The organism is Streptomyces sp. NPDC059994 (assembly GCF_042737755.1).
Taxonomy (GTDB): Bacteria; Actinomycetota; Actinomycetes; order Streptomycetales; family Streptomycetaceae; genus Streptomyces.
This window is the reverse complement of the sequence record NZ_JBHWUR010000079.1, coordinates 16,806-34,107: the sequence shown is the minus strand read 5'-3', so window position 1 is coordinate 34,107 and position 17,302 is coordinate 16,806. Positions and strand designations below refer to the sequence as shown.

Below are 17,302 nucleotides of genomic sequence, written 5' to 3'. Positions count from 1 at the left end.
TTGGCCTTCTTGATCGCGCCCGCGATCGCCTTCGAGTCCACCGCGTCCACGATCAGCGCGTCGACCTTGTTGGTGATCATCGTGTCGACCTGCTGGGCCTGGACCGTGGCGTCCTGCTTGGCGTTCGCGTAGATCACCTGCCCCTTGCCCGCCGTGAGGTCCCTGACCATCTTCTCGACGAGCGGCTTGTCGAACTTCTCGTAACGCGCGGTCTGGTTCTCCGGGAGCAGCAGGCCGATCTTGAGGGCTCCGCCCTTCTTCGCCCCCGAGACCTTGGTGGGGCCCCCGGATTCCTTGGCGCTTCCGCAGGCGGCGAGAGCGACGGCCATCGCCGTGGCGGTCACGGACACAGCGGCACGACGCATACGGGTGTTCATCGAGAGACCTCCCTGACATGGCCGCGTCCTCGCGGCCGAGGTGGCTGGAAGTCAACTGGGAGGCGAATGGGGCGTCAAGGAGTTGAGGGTGACCGAGACCGCAATGAGTCTTTTCATTGATTAGTCGAACAAGCAACAACTCTGACCTGGGACGCGGCGGTTGGACCGCCTGTCCGGGGCGGGTGGGCGGGCGCGGTGTGTCCGGCACCGGCGGCTCGCCCTTCATACGAGGTTCACGGGAGCCGGAACGCGTCCGCCAGCGCGTCGGCTTGAGCCATGAGCAGGGTCCGGGCGCGGTGGCCGATCCCGCCGTACTGGCCCGACACCGCGAGGCTCACCGTGCCGTGCAGCTGCGACCAGGCGAGCACCGCGCCCGCCAGCGCCGTGCCGGCCCGGACGTCGTACGCGGGGCGCCCGGTGTGCTCCCCGACCCACGCGGCCAGCGAGTCGTCCTCGCGCACCCACCCGGCCATCTCCTCGACCGTCGGGCGGAACGCCTCGGCGGGATCCCCGGCGGCGAAGACCGCGAGGAAGGGGCCGAGGGCGGCCCGCGCGCGCTCCAGAGTGTCCGGCGGCGCGGCATACCCCGGCACCGGGGTTCCCTGGATCAGCAGATAGCGGTGCGGCTGCGCGGTCGCCCAGTCGAGGTAGGCGTCGGCGAGGGCGTGCAGCGCGGTACGGGCGTCGGTCGCGCCGGTGCCCCCGGCGTGCGCGATCGCGTGCGCCAGATCGTCGTACGCGTCCCGCATCAGATCGCCGAGCAGCTCGTCACGGCTGGCGAAGTAGCGGTAGAGCGCGGGCCCGGAGAGCCCCATGTCCTTGGCGATCCGGGTCAGCGCCACGGCCTGGGCGCCTCCCTCGGCGAGCTGTTCCAGCGCCGCCGCCTTGATCTCGGCGCGGGTCTGCTCCCGGTAGCGGGCCCGGGGACTCTTCACCTCGGCGGTCATGGGGCCTCCTGCGTGCACCGGTGTTCCCGTGCGGCGCGGTGGCCGGACGCGGTGCCCTTGCGGCGGTCCCCTTCTCCAATGATCCTCTCGCGAGTGCGGCTCGCAATGGCTACGGGTCGTAACAAGGTCGCCCGAGGCGGCGCGGGAGGGCGCGGGCGGTCCGGCTGCTGGGTAATCATTCGGATGCGTACCGTCCGCATGGCGAAGCGCGGGAGAGACCGCGTGAGAGAGCGTGAGAAGGAAGGCCGCTGGTGGCTCCGCATTCCGAGGGCGGTCTCGACCGGAGGCCGGGCGGCGCCGGTACGGCCGCCGCCGAGCCCCTGTCCGACCGCGTCCGCTGGCGGGCGCTCGCGGTGTGTCTGGTGGCCGGGTTCATGACGCTGCTCGACGTGTCGATCGTCAATGTGGCCCTGCCGTCGATCCGGGTGGCGCTGGACGCCCCGGAGGCCGATCTGCAGTGGGTGCTCTCCGGATACGCGCTCGCCTTCGGCCTGTTCCTGGTCCCGGCCGGGCGGATCGGCGACGCCCGGGGCCGGCGTGCCGTGTTCATGACCGGGCTCGCCCTGTTCGTCCTCGCCTCCGCGGCCTGCGGCGCGGCGCAGTCCAGCCTGTGGCTGGTGGCGGCCCGCGCCGTCCAGGGCCTGGCCGGAGGGCTGATCTCGCCGCAGATCTCGGCCCTGATCCAGCAGATGTTCTCCGGCCCCGAACGCGGCCGTGCCTTCGGGATGCTCGGCAGTGTCATCGGCATCTCCACGGCCGTGGGCCCGCTTCTCGGCGGGCTGCTCATCCACGCGGCGGGCCCGCACGAGGGCTGGCGCTGGGTGTTCTACGTCAACGTGCCGATCGGCATCGCCTGTCTGGTGCTGGCCCGGCGGCTGCTCCCCGACACCCCGTCCGCCCGCCGCATCCCGCTGCGCGCTCTGGACCCGGTCGGTGTGCTGCTGCTCGGCGCCGGGATCCTGGCGCTGCTCCTGCCGTTCGTCCAGGCGCAGCAGTGGCACGGCCCCGAGAAGTGGCTGCTCCTGGTCGTCTCCGGCGCGCTGCTCGCGGCGTTCGTGGGGTGGGAGCGGCGCCAGAGCGCGCGGGGTGCGTCCCCGGTCCTCGACCTCGCCCTGTTCCGCGAGCGCAGCTACTGGCTGGGCTGCGCCCTGATCCTGCTCTACTTCGGCGGATTCACCTCGATCTTCTTCATCACCGCGCTCTACCTGCAGGCCGGGCTGCACCTGAGCGCGCTGCTCGCGGGCCTCGCCATGACACCGTTCGCGGTGGGCTCGGGTGTCGCCGCGATCATCGGTGGCCGCCTGGTCGCCCGCTTCGGGCGCCGGCTGGTCGCGGTGGGCCTGGTCATGGTCGCCACCGGCCTCGGCGCCACGGCGTTCGCCGTCCATCTGGCCCCGGGCACGTCGGCGGCGTGGGCGATGACGGCCCCGCTGCTGCTCGCCGGGCTCGGCAGCGGCCTGGTCATCGCCCCCAACCAGACGCTGACGCTCTCTCAGGTCCCGGTCCGGTCGGCGGGCAGCGCGGGCGGCACCCTCCAGACCGGCCAGCGCGTCGGCTCCGCCGTCGGCATCGCCGCCGTCGGGGCGGTCTTCTTCGCCCAGCTGACGCACGCCGACTGGGCCACGGCGTACGACCACGGGCTGCTGGTGTCGCTCGCGTTCGTGCTCGGCGCGCTGCTGCTCGCGCTCGGTGATCTGAAGGCCGGTATCGGGGAGAGGTGACCGGCCGCGCGCAGCCCTTGCAGACCCCGCTCAGGCCGTCCCCTTCGCCGCCCGTACGGCCCCGCGCCAGGCCGAGTCGACCGAGAGCAGGGCCGCCGGGGTGAGGTCGGCCGGAACGCCGGGCAGGAAGCCGGTGCCGAGGAGGGGGCCGGAGTCGTCGGCCGCGACGGACCGGGCGAAGCCGCGCGGCGCCGCACCCCGTCGGCCCGCCCAGTGCTCGCGGGCCTCGTCCCGTACGTCCACGAGGGCTTGGAGGCGGTCGGCCGGGGGCGGGGCGAAGCGGTCGCCCGCCGCGCGTGTCTGCTCCTGCCACCGGTCCTGCCAGAACTCGACCGTCCAGCCCGGCCAGCGGGACGCCATCTCGTACGCCCCGGCCTGCGCGCCGAGCAGCCACCAGCCCACCCGGCGGCGCGCCGGATCGACATGCAGCCCGGAGAGCACGGCGAGCTCGCAACGGCCGTGCTCCGGCGCCGAGTCGAGGCGTTCGAGGAGGGCCGGCCCCTCGGCGACCGGGTGGTCCGCGGTGGCGGCGACGAGATGGCAGCGGCCGGCGCCCACGGTGACGACCGTGGCGAGCGGATCGTCCTCGGCCAGCTCCTCGTCTCCCGGCGCGAGCGCGGCGCCCGCGTACACCTCGCCCCGCGGATCGCGCACCGCGCCCGGGTCCAGGCCCAGGTAGGCGCGCAGTTCCGCCGGACCGTCGTAGGTCCAGCGCAGCTGCCAGCCGGGCCAGGCGTGGCGCAGCAGGTCGAGGGCCGCGGCCCGGTGGCGCATACAGGTGGTCGGCCCGTCCGAGGCGAAGGCGAGCAGCACCCGGCGGTACGGGTCGACCAGGACCGCCCCCTCGCAGCGGGTGTCGTCGCGCCAGCCGTGGCGCGCCCGGTCGTGGGCGCGCAGGAACGGCAGCACGACCTCGGGGCCGGCCAGGAGGTCGAGATCGAGCCCGACCGCCCCGAAACGGGACTCGTACAGCTCGTACCGCTCGTGGTCGCCGTCCTCGGGAACGACGGCGAAGGTTGCCCAGTCGGCCATGGCGAGAGGATCTCAACCCGGTGCGGCTCCCCACCAGTGGATTCCGGGCGGTGCGCGGAGTGATCCACACCACGGCCGCGCCGCCGCGCCGGCCGTAGGGTGCGATCTTGTGAACAGACACATCGAGTTCGAGCGGCTGCACAACTTCCGTGACCTGGGCGGCTATCGCACCGAGGACGGCCTGACGGTGCGTTGGGGGCGGCTGTACCGCTCCGACTCGCTGGGCAAGCTCCAGGGCGAGGACTGGGACCGGTTTCTGAGCCTGGGCGTCCGTACCGTCATCGACCTGCGCTACCCGTGGGAGATCGAGGGCAAGGGCCGCGTCCCCGAGCACGCCTCGCTGGCGTACCACAACCTCAGCATCGAGCACCGCCCGTACGACCAGGCGAGCCTCGGCGCGGACGTGGAGACCGGCCGGTTCCTCGCCGACCGCTTCCTTGAAGTCGCCCACGACGGGGTCGAGGAGCTGCGCGAGGCGCTGCGGACGATAGCCGCGCCCGACGGCGCCCCGCTCGTCTTCCACTGCGCCTCAGGCAAGGACCGCACCGGTCTGCTGGCCGCGCTCGTGCTGGCCCTGCTCGGCGTACCCGAGGACGTCATCGTCGAGGACTTCACCCTCACCGAGCTCGCCACGGACCGCCTCATAGCCGACTGGCGGGCCGCCAACCCCGGCCGCGAGATCACCTGGCCGGGCTACGGCCGCGCCCCCGCCGACATCATGCGGCTGTTCCTCGCCGATCTGAGTGCGCGGCACGGGTCGGTGCGCGGTTACGCGGCCGAACTGCTCTGCGCCGACGAGGAGTTGGTGGCAGCCCTGCGCGCCGGGCTGCTGGAACCGGCGGTCGAGCCCGCCCCCGCCGCGTAACCGAGGCACGGGTCCGAGGCCACTCGGGGCACTTCTGCCCGCAACGCACCACGCCTATGGTGGGTCGTCACTTGTGTCCGGCCAGAGGGGAACTGATGGTGCGTAGGACCTGGATCATCCGGCACACCGCCGCGTTCGCGGCCGCCCTGCTGTTCGGCGCGGGCTTCGCCCCGGCCGCCGCCGCTGCCGAGGGCGGCCCGGCCGGGCCGAACCCGGCCGCCGCCGCACTCGACGCCTACTGGAGCCCCGCCCGGATGGCGGCCGCGCTTCCGGGCGACACGGCCAAGGGTGCCGTGGCAGGGCCGTCGGCGCGGGCGGCGTCGCCCACGGAGGACGGGCCCCGGCCCGGCGAGTACATCCCGCCCAGCAGGAGCTTCGACGGCATCCCGCAGGCGGGCACCTTCTTCTGGACCGACGCCAATGGCACCGGGCGCACCTGCAGCGGCTCGGTGGTGCGCAGCCCGGGCCACGACCTGGTGCTGAGCGCGGGACACTGTCTGAAGGGCTACTCCGGCCCTTCGCCCCGGCGCCATCTCGCCTTCGTGCCCCAGTACCACGACGGGCTCAAGCCGTTCGGCGTCTTCCCCGTGGCGGCCGACGGCGTCTACGTCCCGCAGGAGTACTACGACCTGGGCGAGCACGCCGGGGCCGCGTACGACTTCGGCTTCGCGGTCACCGGACCCAACCAGGACGGCGCCCGCCTCCAGGACGCGGTGGGCGGCGTCCACCTGCTCACCGGCACGGGCTACTACCACCTCCCGGTGCGGATGATCGGCTATCCGGGCAACGCGCGGAAGCCGCTGGAGTGCTGGAGCCGGACCACCAGGTGGGCCAGCGACGACCCGGCCGACCCGGGTACCTTCCCGCGCATCGCCTGCGACGCCTTCGTGGGCGGGACCAGCGGCGGCCCGATGCTGGTGCCGTGGCCGGAAGGCTGGGCGGTGGTCGGGGTCATCGGCGGCTACCACACGGGCGGCAACACCCCCCAGGTCTCCTACAGCGCCTACTTCGGCGCCGCCACCCGGGCCCTCTACCGCGCCGCGGTCAGCGGTGCTCCACCGGCGGGTCCGGCGTCCTGATTCCTGTCGGACACCTGACGGGTCAGCGCCCCAGGGCCGTCAGGCCCTTGCGGAGGTCTTCCCCGTTCATGACCGGCGTGTAGGAAACCTTGGCGCCGAGTTCCAGGAAGAACGGTTCGGAGAACTTCGGCATATGCGACGAGTCCGTCATGTCGAACACGATGAACGCCGTACGAACGCCGTTCTGGGCGGTGAAGTAGGCGGCTTCGGGGTGGAGCGCCTCCAGGGCGGATTCCACGGTCTTCTGGAGCGTGCCGTTCCTGATGGCGTCGTTGGCCTTGTCCGTGTCCATTTCCACCTTCATCAGTGTGCGCACGAAGCTCACCCCTTCCCGACCGGGTGGGTGCTCGCTTTTCGCGCACCGGTCACTCCCGGCCGCATGCACCTCCAGCGTCCCGCTTTCTGCCCCGCACCACAACGTGAGAGGTCCCGCACGACGGGCCGCGAGGCGCATTCGGACGTGCGCGTTCCGGGCCGCGCCGGGCGTCGTACAAAATGGGGCCGAGTTCCTGTTATCCCCGTGTCCGCCAGGGGTCTCCGAACGACGGGAGCGTACGAACGACGCCAGCGTGTGAGGGAGCAGATGCACAGGGACAGCACGTCCATACCGGAGCTGGTGGGCGCCGCGCGGACCGGCGACGCGCAGGCCCAGGAGCGACTGGTCTCCGACTACCTCCCGCTCGTCTACAACGTCGTCGGCCGGGCCATGGACGGGCACGCCGACGTCGACGACGTCGTGCAGGAGACCATGTTCCACGCCCTGGAGGGGCTCGACGGGCTGCGCGAGCCGTCCCGCTTCCGGTCCTGGCTGATCGCCATCGCGATGAACCAGATACGCCACCGCTGGCGGGCCCAGCAGTACACGACCCCGGCCGGCCCCGAGCAGCTGGCCGAGGCGGCCGACCCGGAACCGGACTTCGTGGACCTCACCATCCTGCGCCTCGGCCTGTCCGGGCAGCGCCGCGAAGTGGCCGAGGCGACCCGCTGGCTCGACGAGAGCGACCGCGAACTGCTCGCCCTGTGGTGGCAGGAGGCGGCGGGCGAGCTGACCCGCGCCGAACTCGCCGAGGCGATGGCCCTCACCCCGCAGCACACCGCCGTGCGCGTCCAGCGCATGAAGGCCCAGCTGGAGGTGGGCCGGATCGTGGTCCGGGCGCTCGCCGCCCGGCCGCTCTGCGACGAGCTGGCCCGGACCGTCGCCGGGTGGGACGGCCGTCCCGCTCCGGTGTGGCGCAAGCGGATCGCCCGCCACACCCGCGACTGCCGCGCCTGCTCGGGGCGGGGCTCGGGCCTGGTGCCCGCCGAGGGTCTGCTCGCCGGTCTCGCCCTGCTGGTGCCGTTGTACGGGGCCGCCCACTTCGTCCCCGGCGCCCGCCTCGCCCCGGTCGCCTCCACGGCGCCGGTGCCGGGGAGCGCCGGGCCGGGCCCGGTCACCCCGGCGAAGCCGCGCGCGTACGCCGTCGGGGGCGCCCTCGCCGTCGCCGTCGTCCTCGGGATCCTGGCGGTCCTGCTGTGGCCCGATCCGCGCCCGGAGGCCAGTCCCGCCCCGCCCGCGGTGCCGCAGGCGACCGCGAGCGTCGCCCCGCCGTCCCCCTCCGCCACCCCCGTACCGCAGCCGACGAGGACGAGCCCGTCGCCCAGGGCGACCCCGAAGCCCGCCCGGCCCACGCCGGTCGCCGCCACCCCCGAGCAGCGGCTGCTGCGGCTGGTCAACAGCCGCCGTGGCGCGGCCGGTTGCGCACCGCTGCGCATGGACCCCCGGCTGACCACGGCGGCGGTCCGGCACGCCCGGGACATGGTGGCCCGAAACTACTACGACCACGCGAGCCCCGAGGGGCAGCACGCCGACGCCCGGATGCGGGCCACCGGGTACCCCGTCGGGGCCTGGGCGGAGAACCTGGACCGGGGGACGGCGGATCCCGCCGCGATCGTCGACGACTGGACGGACGGCGCGATCCACCAGCAGAACATGCTCGACTGCGGATACCGCGACACGGGCGTGGCCGCCGTGCCCGGCCCCGACGGCACGGTGTGGGTGCAGGACTTCGCGGGTTCAACGTCCTGAGGCCGGTCAAGTCCCCTGAGACTGCTGGGCCGTCCTGAGCCCACACCGGTGCCGGGCGCGGGTCAGCTGCCGAAGTTCTGCACCCACCACGGGCCGTTGCCGCTCAGGTTCACACCCACGCCGATGTCCTTGAAGCCGCAGTCCAGGAGGTTGGCGCGGTGGCCCGGGCTGTTCATCCAGTCGCGCATCGCGTCGGCCGGGCTCTTCGGGCCCCGGTGGATGTTCTCGCCCCACTTGTGCCAGTCGTATCCGGCGGCGCTCATACGGTCGCCCGCGTTCCGCCCCTCCGGGCTGTTGTGCTCGTAGTAGTTGCGGGCGGCCATGTCGTCGGCGTGCGCCTGGGCGGAGGTGTTGAGCCGGCGGTCGGCCTTGAAGGGCGAGCAACCCGCCTTGGCGCGCTCGGCGTTGGCGAGGTCCACGACCTGCTGGACGTACGCGGCGGCGGTGCCGGTCGGCGCGTTGTTGTCCGAACGCGGCGGTGTGGTCCTGCGGGGTGCCGGGCCGCCGCCCGTGCGGCCGGTGGTCGTCGTGGTGCCCGTGCCCGTGCCGGTGCCCGAGTTCGCGTGGGTGGGGCCGGACGTGGGGGCGCTCCGGGTCGGCCTCGGCTTGGGGGAGGCGGTCTTCGTGGGGGCGCCGGAGCGTATCGGCGAGGGGGAGGCGGACGGGGTGGCGGCGGCCGTGGTGGCGCCCGTGTCGAGGAGGTGCCCGGCGGCCGGGGCCGCCTGGGTCCGTACGGCATCCGCGTGGTCGTCGGAGTGCGGCCACAGAAGCGCTCCGGCGACGGCGGCGACCGCCACGGTCCCGGCCACCGCGGTGCCGACGGCCTGCCGGGACCGCTGCCGGTGCGCACGTCGGCGTCCGGCCCGGCCCTTGCTCGCCGCGGGCCGGACGTGGGGGTGGTCGTCGTGGTGCTGCATGGGGCTCCGCTCTCTGTCCGGTGCTGCCGGGGTGTCCGGCACATGGGAGAGCGGGGGGCGCCGGAGCCATAACACTTTCTCCGGGCGTGACCTGGGCCACAACGACTCGTCAGGCGCGCAGGATCGCGGGCTCCGGCCCGGCGGTGTCGGCGGTCGACGCGTTGAGCAGGCCGATCCCGGCCGCGGTGGGGGTGTGCAGGACGGCGTTGCGGTCCCGGGCCGTGCTGACCAGGCCCGCCGACCGCAGCACCGTGGCGTGTTCGCTCGCGCTCGCCGGTGAGACGCCCGCGCGGGAGGCGAGCTGACTGGTGGTCAGGCCGGGGCGCTCCGCGATCGCGCAGAGCACGGTGGCGCGGGTACGGCCGAGAAGTGCCGCGAGGGAGCGCGGCGCGGCGGTCAGGGCGCTCGCGGTGACGGTCGCGGGCAGCGGGAACCACGGCGTCCGGTCGTGGCCGATGGGGAAGCTGATCCAGGGCTGCGGCCCGGTGTCGTCGAAGAGCGGATACGCCGAACCGAAGAGCGTCGGGATGAGCAGCAGGCCCCGCCCTTCGAGACGCAGGTCGCCCTCGTGGCCGGAGGCCATGGTCAGTTCGAGCACCGGCGGATTCCAGCGCACCCGGCGCGGGTTGAGCCCCTGGAGGAGCCGCTCCATCCCGCCCTCGGTGAGATGGCGCATCCGTATCGCCCGGTCGGCGTCCGCGAGTTGCTCGATCCGGGGCCAGTACGGCGCGACGAGTTGCTCGTAGGTGTCCTCGAAGACGTCGACCAGCTCCCGCGCGAAAAGGGGATCCTCGGCGAGGCGGCCCGTCCACGGGGGAATCCGGTGGACCAGGCCCGCCCACTGCTCGACTTGTTCGCGCACCTGCCGCGCCGGGGTGGCGCGCACCCTCTCCCACAACTCCTGCGCGCTGCCCGGATCCACCGGCAGGAGGAACTCCAGCGACCAGCCCTTGACGGGCACCGCCTCGAAGGCGAGCCGGGTCCGTGGCGCCAGCCGGGCGAACGACTCCCGCCGCCACGCGTCGAAGCGCACCCGGTGCGTGGACTCCCGCAACACCCGCAGGGCCACGTCCAGTTCGAGCAACGGGCGCGGGCCCTCCGCCATCCGTGTACGGGCGAGGTCGTCGGCGGTGAAGTGTATGCGCAGCGTCACGTGCCCGAGCATTGCCGTCCGCCGTGTTTCGGACCAGCCCGAAACACGTCACCTCCGCGGCCCGGGGGCTGTCACGGTGGAGGTGCGCAACAACGGGGGAGTGCCGGCTGGTCCGCACCGGAAGCACGGGGGGCGGTGGACCAGCCGGCACTTGCGTGTCCGGGGCCTTGTGACTGCGAAATGTCCTTGTAATACCGAACGGCCCGGATACTTTTATCGCGTACCGGGCGGCCGTCCTCTGTCGGCCACCGTTCCCCGAAAGGATCGAGCCCCATGCGCTACGCAGTCCTCGGCACCGGCGTCGTCGGCCGGACCATCGCCGCCAAGCTCGCCTCCCTCGGCCACGAAGTGGCCATCGGCACCCGTGACCCCAAGACCACGCTCGCCCGCACCGGGCCGGACGGCATGGGCAACCCACCGTTCTCCGTATGGCAGCAGGAGCACCCGAGAGTGCGCCTCGAAGCGTTCGCGGACGCCGGGGCGTTCGGCGACACCGTGCTCAACACCACGGCGGGCCTGGCCAGTCTCGACGCGCTCGGCGCCGTCGGCGCGGAGAACCTCGACGGCAAGGTGCTCATCGACATCGCCAACCCGCTGGACTTCTCGCAGGGCATGCCGCCCTCGCTCGACCCGGTGAACACCGACAGCCTCGGCGAGCGGATCCAGCGGGCGTTCCCCGGGGCACGCGTCGTGAAGACCCTCAACACGATGACCACCAGCGTCATGGTCGAGCCGTCCCGGGTCTCCGGCGAGCACAACGTGTTCCTCTCCGGGGACGACGAGGACGCCAAGAAGGCCGTCGCCGCCCTGCTGATCTCCTTCGGCTGGCCCCAGCCGAGCATCATCGACCTGGGCGACATCACCACGGCGCGCGGGGCTGAAATGATGTTGCCGGTCTGGCTGCGGCTGATGGCGGCGCTGGGCCGCACCGACTTCAACTTCCACATCCAGGGCGCCTGACCTCGGGCCGGCGTCCCCACGAGGCGGCCATGCACGACGACAAGACGACCAGGGGCGCCGGACGGCCCCGGTCCGCGGAGAAGAACGACGCGATCCTGCGGGCCGCCGTCGACCTGCTGGCGCGCCAGGGTTACGTACGGATGACCCTGGACCAGGTCGCCGCCGCGGCGGGCGTCAGCAAGTCCACCATCCATCTGCGGTGGAAGACCAAGGCCGGCCTGCTCACCGCGGCGCTCGCCGCCGTACGGACGGCCGACGCCCCGCCCCCCTCCGGTGACGTCCGCGCCGACCTCGTCGCCATCCTGCGGGACTTCGCCGCCACCATCGCGCAGGTGAACGGGATGGCGCTGATAGGCACCTGCCTCGCGGAGGAGGACCACACCCCGGAACTCCTCGCCCTGCTGCGCGCCCGCTCGGTCCTGCCCCGCCGGGCCCTGCTCCGGGAGGTCCTGGAACGGGCGCGCGAGGAGGGCGGCATCCGCCCGGACGCGGATCTGGAGGCGGCCGTCTCGGCGCTCATCGGGCCGTTCTACGCCGACTACCTGGCGGGCCGCGGCGACCACCCGGAGTGGGCCGAGCAGGCCGTCGACCTGACCCTGACGGCCCTGCGCCCGGAGGGAAACGGGAAGTAGTTCCGGGCGAGTTGCCGTCAGCGGACCGCCGGTTCCGAAGATGTACCGGACGGTTGGGCCGAGGGGCGGCCGGGCGGTTCATCCGGTGCCCTGCTCCGCGTGCCGTTGCCCGGCTCGGCGGTGCCCGGAGCCGGAGCCGACGGCCCGCCCGTCCGCCCCTTCTCCGCCGGCTTCGCTGTCGGCGGCCGGGAGGGCTCCGGCCGGGGCGAGTCGACCCCGGACGGTCGGGGCGCGGGCGGCGGGGAGACAGGGCCCGGGGTGGACGCGGGCAGCGGGCGGCTCGGCGCACCGCCGGGGACGATCGCCACGTAACCGATCGCCACGGCCGCCACGGTGGCCAGCGCGGCCAGCGGCAGGGCGAGACGGCGCATCGGCAGGGCGTGAAGCCGCGGCCCCGGCAGCCGGGTCCGGCGCAGATGCGGGCCCGGCGGGTCGGCCGGACGCAGATCGCGGACCGTCACGGTCTGCGCGCGGGCCGCCAAAGCGCGCCGCAGCCGCGCCTCGACGGGGCGCTCGGGGGTCTCCTGGCCGCTCATGTCCACTCCTCTCACGACCGCTCCTTCAGGATCTTCTCCAGTGCGTCCAGGCCACGGCTCGCCAGTGACTTCACCGAGCCCCGGCTGATCCGGAGCGTCTGCGCGATCTCGGCCTCGGTGAGCTCGCCCCAGTACCGCAGCACCAGCACCTCACGGCGCCGCGCGCTCAACTGCCCCAGCGCGGCCAGGACTTCCCGGTGCTCCTCGCCGAGGACGACCCGCTCCTCGGCGGAGGGCGCGTCGGCCTCGTGGGGAGGGGTGTACGCGCGCGCCGTGCGCCGTCTGCGCAGCACCGAGCGGGAGGCGTTGACCACGGCCGTACGGAGATAGGCGAGCGCGTTGTCGACCTCGGCGATGTGCTCGCCGTGGCGCCGGTACAGCGCGGTGAACGCGTCCTGCACCACGTCCTCGGCCGTGGCCCGGTCGTCCACGAGCATCACCGCGAGGTGCACCATGCGCAGCCGGTGCGCGTGGTAGAGCTCGCTGACGGTCGGCCGCGAGGTGTCAGGGCCGTACCCGCCGAAGGCGGTGGGGCGCGCCGGGCCGGTGGCCAGCCGGTCCCGGCGCAGCAGCCAGTGCAGAAAGGCGCGCGGGCCGAAGCGCCCTGGCGGCGCCGGGTACCGGACGGCGGTGTACTCCATCACTTCCTCGGGTGGAACGGCGCGGCCCCGCGCGGCGGGGCCGTCCTGCGCCTCAGTGGTTCTGTCGCCGCCGGACGGCGTAGACGGTCCCGGCGCCCGCGGCGATCAGCGCACCCGCCCCGGCACCCAGCACCGTGTTGGTCTTGGACGAGCCAGTATGGGCCAGTTCGTCCTGACGTGTCGAAGGGGAGGGCACGGCGCTGGGCACGGCATCCGCCGGAGCCTTCGCCGGAGCCTTCGTCGGGGGCGCGCTCGGGGCGGGCTCGGAACGGCTGCCCGGTGCGCTCGGCATGGCGGAGGGCTGCTGGTCCGGGGAGGCGGGGGTCTTGCCGGGCGCGGGCCGCCTGGGCTCGGCGGAGGGCGGCGCGCTCGGCCCGGCGGACGGGGGGACGGCCCCGCCGGCGGCCAGGTGCCGCGGCTGCGTCCCGCCGTCGGCGTGGGCCGTCCCGGCCAGAGCGGGGACGGCGAGCGCGGCCAGCAGTCCGGTGGCGGCGGCCCCTCGGGCGAAGGCGCGGCGGTGGTGCTTCGTGGTGTTCACGTAGGACGTCTCCAGGTCGGCTGAACGGCGCCGGACGACGCCCTTCACCCCTGACGACGTGCGGCGGAGGCCGGGGTTGCCGGTGACCCGAAGAAAGTTTCCGTACGCCCGAGGCGGGGGCGCGGACGCTGCGGCCGGGCACGTCACCGCGCCCAGGGCCGCGAGGAGGGGGCCGTCCCGCACGCCTCACCGCCCCGCCAGCAGGCTCCCCACCGCCGCCACCCCCGCGCGGATCGCCCGCCCGCCCACGTTGCCGAACCCCAGCACCAGCCGGGGCGGGGCCGTCGCGCCCGTCGAGCGGCACGGGCTCATGCCGTACAGGCCGACGGACCGCGCCCGCGCGGCGGCGATCACGGCACCCTCGTCGGCCGCACCGTCGAGGTGCGCGACCGCGTGGAAGCCCGCCGCGAGGCCGCTCACCTCGACGCCGGGCGCATGCTCGGCGAGCGCTTCGAGCAGGGCGGCGCGCCGCGCCGCGTACATGGTGCGCATCCGGCGCAGATGCCGGTCGAAGCGGCCGGACTCGATCAGCCGCGCCAGGGCGAGCTGGTCCAGGGTGGGGGAGCCGCGATCGCTCAGCCGCTTGTGCTCGACGACGTCCTCGGCGAGCGCGGGCGGGCAGAGCAGCCAGCCGATGCGCAGTGCGGGCGCCAGGGACTTGCTGACCGTGCCGATGGAGACCACACGGTCCGCGGCGAGCCCCTGCACCGCCCCCACCGGCTCCCGGTCGTAGCGGAACTCCGCGTCGTAGTCGTCCTCGACGACGTACGCGTCCCGCCGCACCGCCCATTCGATGAGCTCGCGCCGCCGCCCGGGGGAGAGCACCACCCCGGTCGGCCACTGGTGGGCGGGGGTCAGCACGACCGCGCGGGCGTCCGTCGCGGCCAGTGCCCGCACGTCGACGCCGTGCGCGTCGACCGGCACCGGGACCGCCGAGAGCCCGGCCGAGGCCGCCGCCGCGGACACCGTGGCGGGCGAGCCGGGGTCCTCGTACGCCACGGTGCGCACACCCGCGCTGGCGAGGGCCCGCAGCGCGAGGCCCAGGCCCTGCGCGTAGCCCGAGCAGACGACCATGCGCTCCGGGTCGGCCGCCGCCGCCCGCACCCGGCGTGCGTATCCGGCCAGCACCTCGCGCAGGACGGGACTGCCGCGCGGGTCCCCGTAGTCGAGCGCCGCCGTCGGCATGGCACGCCCCGCTTCACGCAGCGCCCACAGCCAGTCGTCGAGGGGGAAGGCGCCCAGGTCGGGAACGCCCCAGCGGAAGTCGGCCAGCAGCCCGGGACCGGTCCCGGGCGGCGGCACGGGCGCCGGCGGTATGTGCGCACCGGCCGCGACCCGGGTCGCGGCACCGACCCGGGTCACGAGGTATCCCTCGGCCTGGAGCTGGGCGTAGCACTCCTGCACCAGGCCCCGCGACACCCCGAGGCCGAGCGCGAGTTCACGCGAGGACGGCAGCCGCTCGCCGACCTGGAGCCTCCCCGAGCGGATCGCCTCGCGCACCTGCCGCTCCAGCTGCGCACGCAGCTGCTCGCCGCTCTCGCGGTCGAGCGCGAGCAGCAGGCCGGGAGTGCGACCGGACCACTGGACAGCCATGGAATTGGAGCTTACCGGTGGTCCGGCCGGTCCCTAGCGTCGGCCGTATGACGACCTCCCTGCCCTCCCGCACCCCGGCTGCCCCCGCTCGACCGCCGCTCCTGACACGGGCGTTGATGCTTCGCTTCGTCAGCATGGTCGGCGCCTCGGCCAGCTTCTTCCTGCTGCTGTCCGCCGTACCGCTGTACGCGCGCGAGTCCGGCGCGGGCGGCGACACGGCGGGCCTCGCCACCGGCGCGCTGATGCTGGCCACGGTCCTCGGCGAGCTGGGCGCGCCCCGGCTCATCGCCCGCCACGGCTATCGGCCGGCGCTGGCGACGGGGCTGTTCCTGCTGGGTGCGCCCGCCCTGGCGCTGACCGTCTCCGGGACCATGGCGTGGATCGTGGCGGTGTGCTTCCTGCGCGGCCTGGGCTTCGCGCTCACTCTGGTCGCGGGTGGCGCGCTGACCGCGACGCTGATCCCGGCCGAGCGCCGGGGCGAGGGGCTCGCCCTGGTCGGCGTGGTGGGCGGGGTGCCGAATCTTGTGGCGCTGCCGCTGGGCGTCTGGCTCGGCGCACATGTCGGATACGGGACGGTCTCGGTCGCCGCGGCGGCCGTCGCGCTGGTGGCGATCGCCTCCGTGCCGGGGCTGCCCGACCGGGAGTTGATGCACGGTGAGTCGGTGGGCGTGCTCGCGGGGCTGCGCACCGGCGCCCTGGTGCGGCCCGGGGTGACCTTCGCCGCCACCGCCGTGGCGGCGGGCATCGTCGTCACCTTCGTCCCGCTCGCCGTTCCGTCGTCCATGAGCGCGGTGGCCACGGCGGCCCTGTTCGTACAGCCCGCCGTCTCGACGGCGGGCCGCTGGTGGGCGGGCCGCCTCGGCGACCGGCACGGCGCCGCCCGCCTTGTCCTGCCCGGTCTGCTCCTGTCGGCCGCCGGGGTGCTCCTGACCGCGCTGATCCGCACGCCCGTCGCCGTGGTGGGCGGGGTGGCCCTGTTCGGCGCGGGCTTCGGCATCGCCCAGAACGCGACCCTGACGCTGATGTACGCACGTGTCTCCACGGCGAGTTACGGCACGGTCAGCGCGCTGTGGAACCTGGCGTACGACGGCGGGATGGGCGTCGGCGCGGTGGGGTTCGGGGTACTCGCGGACCGTACCGGCTACTCCTCGGCGTTCGTGCTCACCGGCGTGCTGATGCTGGTCGCGGCCGTCCCGGCGGTGCGCGACCGCCGTACCGGCCCTGCTACGCGGCGCCCGTGAGGCTGTCCACGACCGTGCCCGCGAACTCCTGGGCGAGCGGGCCGAGCGCGTCCCACTGGCGCACCGCCCAGCCCGCCGCCAGCGGCGGCAGCATCGGCAGGGGTACGAAGCGCAGGGCGCCCTGGCCGGAAGTGGTCCATCCGGGCAGCGCCGGCACCACGGCGTGGCCGAGCCCGAGTTCGGCCAGCAGGATGGCGGTGTCCCAGTCCGCGACGCTGGTCGTCGACGCCAACCGGATGTCCTGCGAGGCGAGTTGGTCCTCCAGGTGGCGGCGGGACGTCGAGTTCGCGGGCAGCTGGATGTGGCGGATCCCGGCCAGGTCCGCCGCCTCGATGCTGCTCCTGCGGGCGAGGGGGTCGTCCGCGTGGACGGCGAGGACCCAGGGCAGTTCGACGGCCGGGCGCTGCTCGATGCCACGCGCGGGGGTGCCGATGGTGATCCAGGCGAGGTCGGACTCACCCGCGGCGAGGGCGCTGAAGCAGCCCCGGCTGGAGTTCTCGGTACGGAACTCCAGCTTGACGTGGGGATGCGCACGGCGGAACCGCACGACCCCGTCGGACATGAAGTGGCGCACGGTGGTTGCTCCGGTGGTGATCCGGACGGTGCCGCCGTCGCCCTCCCTCAGCTCACGGAGCTGACGCAGCGCCAGCTCCAACTGGCCGATGCCCTGGGCGGCGGCCTGTTGCAGGATGCGCCCGGCCTGGGTGGGGGCGACGCCCCGGGGGCGGCGCTCCAGGAGGGGCAGGCCGAGCTCGGCCTCCAGCCGCTTGACGTGCTGGCTGACCGCCGACTGCGTACGGGACAGATCGCGCGCCACGGCGCTCAGACTGCCGCTCCCGCAGGCGGCGACGAAAACGCGGAGGTCGTCGAGAGTCATGAACTCCAAGCTATTGCTTGGATCTTTGAAAGAAAACCAGAGGATTGACTTGGGTAGCGGTCGCCCACAAGGATTTGAGCGCGGGGCGGCAACCCGTCCGTGGGCGCCGTCGGGGATCCGGACCTGGA

The 17,302-nt window shown here is 74.1% G+C and carries 18 protein-coding genes; 7 read left to right on the top strand and 11 right to left on the bottom strand.

What is annotated here, in order from left to right; all coding sequences use genetic code 11:
* Positions 1-377: substrate-binding domain-containing protein (locus ACFWA7_RS29395; protein WP_385543750.1), on the bottom strand; the 377-nt coding region annotated here is incomplete at its 3' end.
* A 233-nt stretch (positions 378-610) separates the two neighbouring features.
* The gene (locus tag ACFWA7_RS29390) at positions 611-1,324 is read right to left on the bottom strand and encodes a TetR/AcrR family transcriptional regulator (RefSeq protein ID WP_385543753.1); all 714 of its coding nucleotides are present in this window, start codon (positions 1,322-1,324) and stop codon (positions 611-613) included.
* 251 nt (positions 1,325-1,575) lie between these two features.
* On the opposite strand from ACFWA7_RS29390, the gene ACFWA7_RS29385 reads away from it, so the two are divergent.
* Positions 1,576-3,045, top strand: coding sequence for an MFS transporter (locus ACFWA7_RS29385; protein ID WP_385543756.1), 1,470 nt, complete (start codon positions 1,576-1,578; stop codon positions 3,043-3,045).
* A gap of 30 nt (positions 3,046-3,075) precedes the next feature.
* Here the strand turns inward: ACFWA7_RS29385 and ACFWA7_RS29380 are convergent, their stop codons facing one another.
* A complete protein-coding gene (locus ACFWA7_RS29380) occupies positions 3,076-4,077 on the bottom strand; it encodes a hypothetical protein (protein ID WP_385826102.1) in 1,002 nt (333 codons plus the stop codon).
* A gap of 109 nt (positions 4,078-4,186) precedes the next feature.
* Between ACFWA7_RS29380 and ACFWA7_RS29375 the strand changes: the two genes are divergently transcribed.
* Both ACFWA7_RS29375 and ACFWA7_RS29370 read left to right on the top strand, forming a co-directional pair.
* Positions 4,187-4,942 (top strand): tyrosine-protein phosphatase, encoded by a 756-nt coding sequence (locus ACFWA7_RS29375; RefSeq protein ID WP_385826099.1) that lies wholly within the window; start codon positions 4,187-4,189, stop codon positions 4,940-4,942.
* A gap of 95 nt (positions 4,943-5,037) precedes the next feature.
* Positions 5,038-6,021: a trypsin-like serine peptidase gene (locus ACFWA7_RS29370; protein ID WP_385543764.1), complete on the top strand. Its 984-nt coding sequence runs from the start codon at positions 5,038-5,040 to the stop codon at positions 6,019-6,021.
* A gap of 22 nt (positions 6,022-6,043) precedes the next feature.
* On the opposite strand, the gene ACFWA7_RS29365 is transcribed toward ACFWA7_RS29370, so the two are convergent.
* Positions 6,044-6,337: a hypothetical protein gene (locus ACFWA7_RS29365; RefSeq protein WP_385543767.1), complete on the bottom strand. Its 294-nt coding sequence runs from the start codon at positions 6,335-6,337 to the stop codon at positions 6,044-6,046.
* A gap of 267 nt (positions 6,338-6,604) precedes the next feature.
* On the opposite strand from ACFWA7_RS29365, the gene ACFWA7_RS29360 reads away from it, so the two are divergent.
* Positions 6,605-8,086, top strand: a complete 1,482-nt coding sequence (locus tag ACFWA7_RS29360) for a sigma-70 family RNA polymerase sigma factor (protein WP_385826097.1) — start codon at positions 6,605-6,607, stop codon at positions 8,084-8,086.
* Positions 8,087-8,148: 62 nt separating this feature from the next.
* On the opposite strand, the gene ACFWA7_RS29355 is transcribed toward ACFWA7_RS29360, so the two are convergent.
* Together ACFWA7_RS29355 and ACFWA7_RS29350 are read right to left on the bottom strand one after the other, a co-directional pair.
* On the bottom strand, positions 8,149-9,003 hold the full coding sequence (locus ACFWA7_RS29355; protein WP_385543773.1) for a CAP domain-containing protein: 855 nt from the start codon (positions 9,001-9,003) through the stop codon (positions 8,149-8,151).
* Between the two features lie 109 nt (positions 9,004-9,112).
* The gene (locus ACFWA7_RS29350; protein WP_385543776.1) at positions 9,113-10,156 is read right to left on the bottom strand and encodes an ArsR/SmtB family transcription factor; all 1,044 of its coding nucleotides are present in this window, start codon (positions 10,154-10,156) and stop codon (positions 9,113-9,115) included.
* 273 nt (positions 10,157-10,429) lie between these two features.
* Between ACFWA7_RS29350 and ACFWA7_RS29345 the strand changes: the two genes are divergently transcribed.
* Positions 10,430-11,116 (top strand): NADPH-dependent F420 reductase, encoded by a 687-nt coding sequence (locus ACFWA7_RS29345; RefSeq protein ID WP_385826095.1) that lies wholly within the window; start codon positions 10,430-10,432, stop codon positions 11,114-11,116.
* 29 nt (positions 11,117-11,145) lie between these two features.
* Positions 11,146-11,748, top strand: coding sequence for a TetR/AcrR family transcriptional regulator (locus ACFWA7_RS29340; RefSeq protein WP_385543782.1), 603 nt, complete (start codon positions 11,146-11,148; stop codon positions 11,746-11,748).
* 17 nt (positions 11,749-11,765) lie between these two features.
* Here ACFWA7_RS29340 and ACFWA7_RS29335 read toward each other — a convergent pair whose 3' ends face one another.
* From ACFWA7_RS29335 to ACFWA7_RS29320, 4 genes are all read right to left on the bottom strand, one after another.
* A complete protein-coding gene (locus tag ACFWA7_RS29335) occupies positions 11,766-12,284 on the bottom strand; it encodes a hypothetical protein (RefSeq protein ID WP_385826093.1) in 519 nt (172 codons plus the stop codon).
* A gap of 11 nt (positions 12,285-12,295) precedes the next feature.
* The gene (locus ACFWA7_RS29330; RefSeq protein ID WP_385543785.1) at positions 12,296-12,925 is read right to left on the bottom strand and encodes an RNA polymerase sigma factor; all 630 of its coding nucleotides are present in this window, start codon (positions 12,923-12,925) and stop codon (positions 12,296-12,298) included.
* Between the two features lie 52 nt (positions 12,926-12,977).
* Positions 12,978-13,463, bottom strand: coding sequence for an LPXTG cell wall anchor domain-containing protein (locus tag ACFWA7_RS29325; RefSeq protein ID WP_385543787.1), 486 nt, complete (start codon positions 13,461-13,463; stop codon positions 12,978-12,980).
* Between the two features lie 186 nt (positions 13,464-13,649).
* Positions 13,650-15,056, bottom strand: a complete 1,407-nt coding sequence (locus ACFWA7_RS29320; protein WP_385826091.1) for a PLP-dependent aminotransferase family protein — start codon at positions 15,054-15,056, stop codon at positions 13,650-13,652.
* A gap of 47 nt (positions 15,057-15,103) precedes the next feature.
* On the opposite strand from ACFWA7_RS29320, the gene ACFWA7_RS29315 reads away from it, so the two are divergent.
* Positions 15,104-16,297: an MFS transporter gene (locus tag ACFWA7_RS29315; protein WP_385826089.1), complete on the top strand. Its 1,194-nt coding sequence runs from the start codon at positions 15,104-15,106 to the stop codon at positions 16,295-16,297.
* Here the strand turns inward: ACFWA7_RS29315 and ACFWA7_RS29310 are convergent.
* Positions 16,281-17,174 (bottom strand): LysR family transcriptional regulator, encoded by an 894-nt coding sequence (locus ACFWA7_RS29310; protein ID WP_385826087.1) that lies wholly within the window; start codon positions 17,172-17,174, stop codon positions 16,281-16,283. The two genes, ACFWA7_RS29315 and ACFWA7_RS29310, sit on opposite strands and share 17 nt — an antisense overlap.
* Positions 17,175-17,302 lie beyond the last annotated feature (128 nt).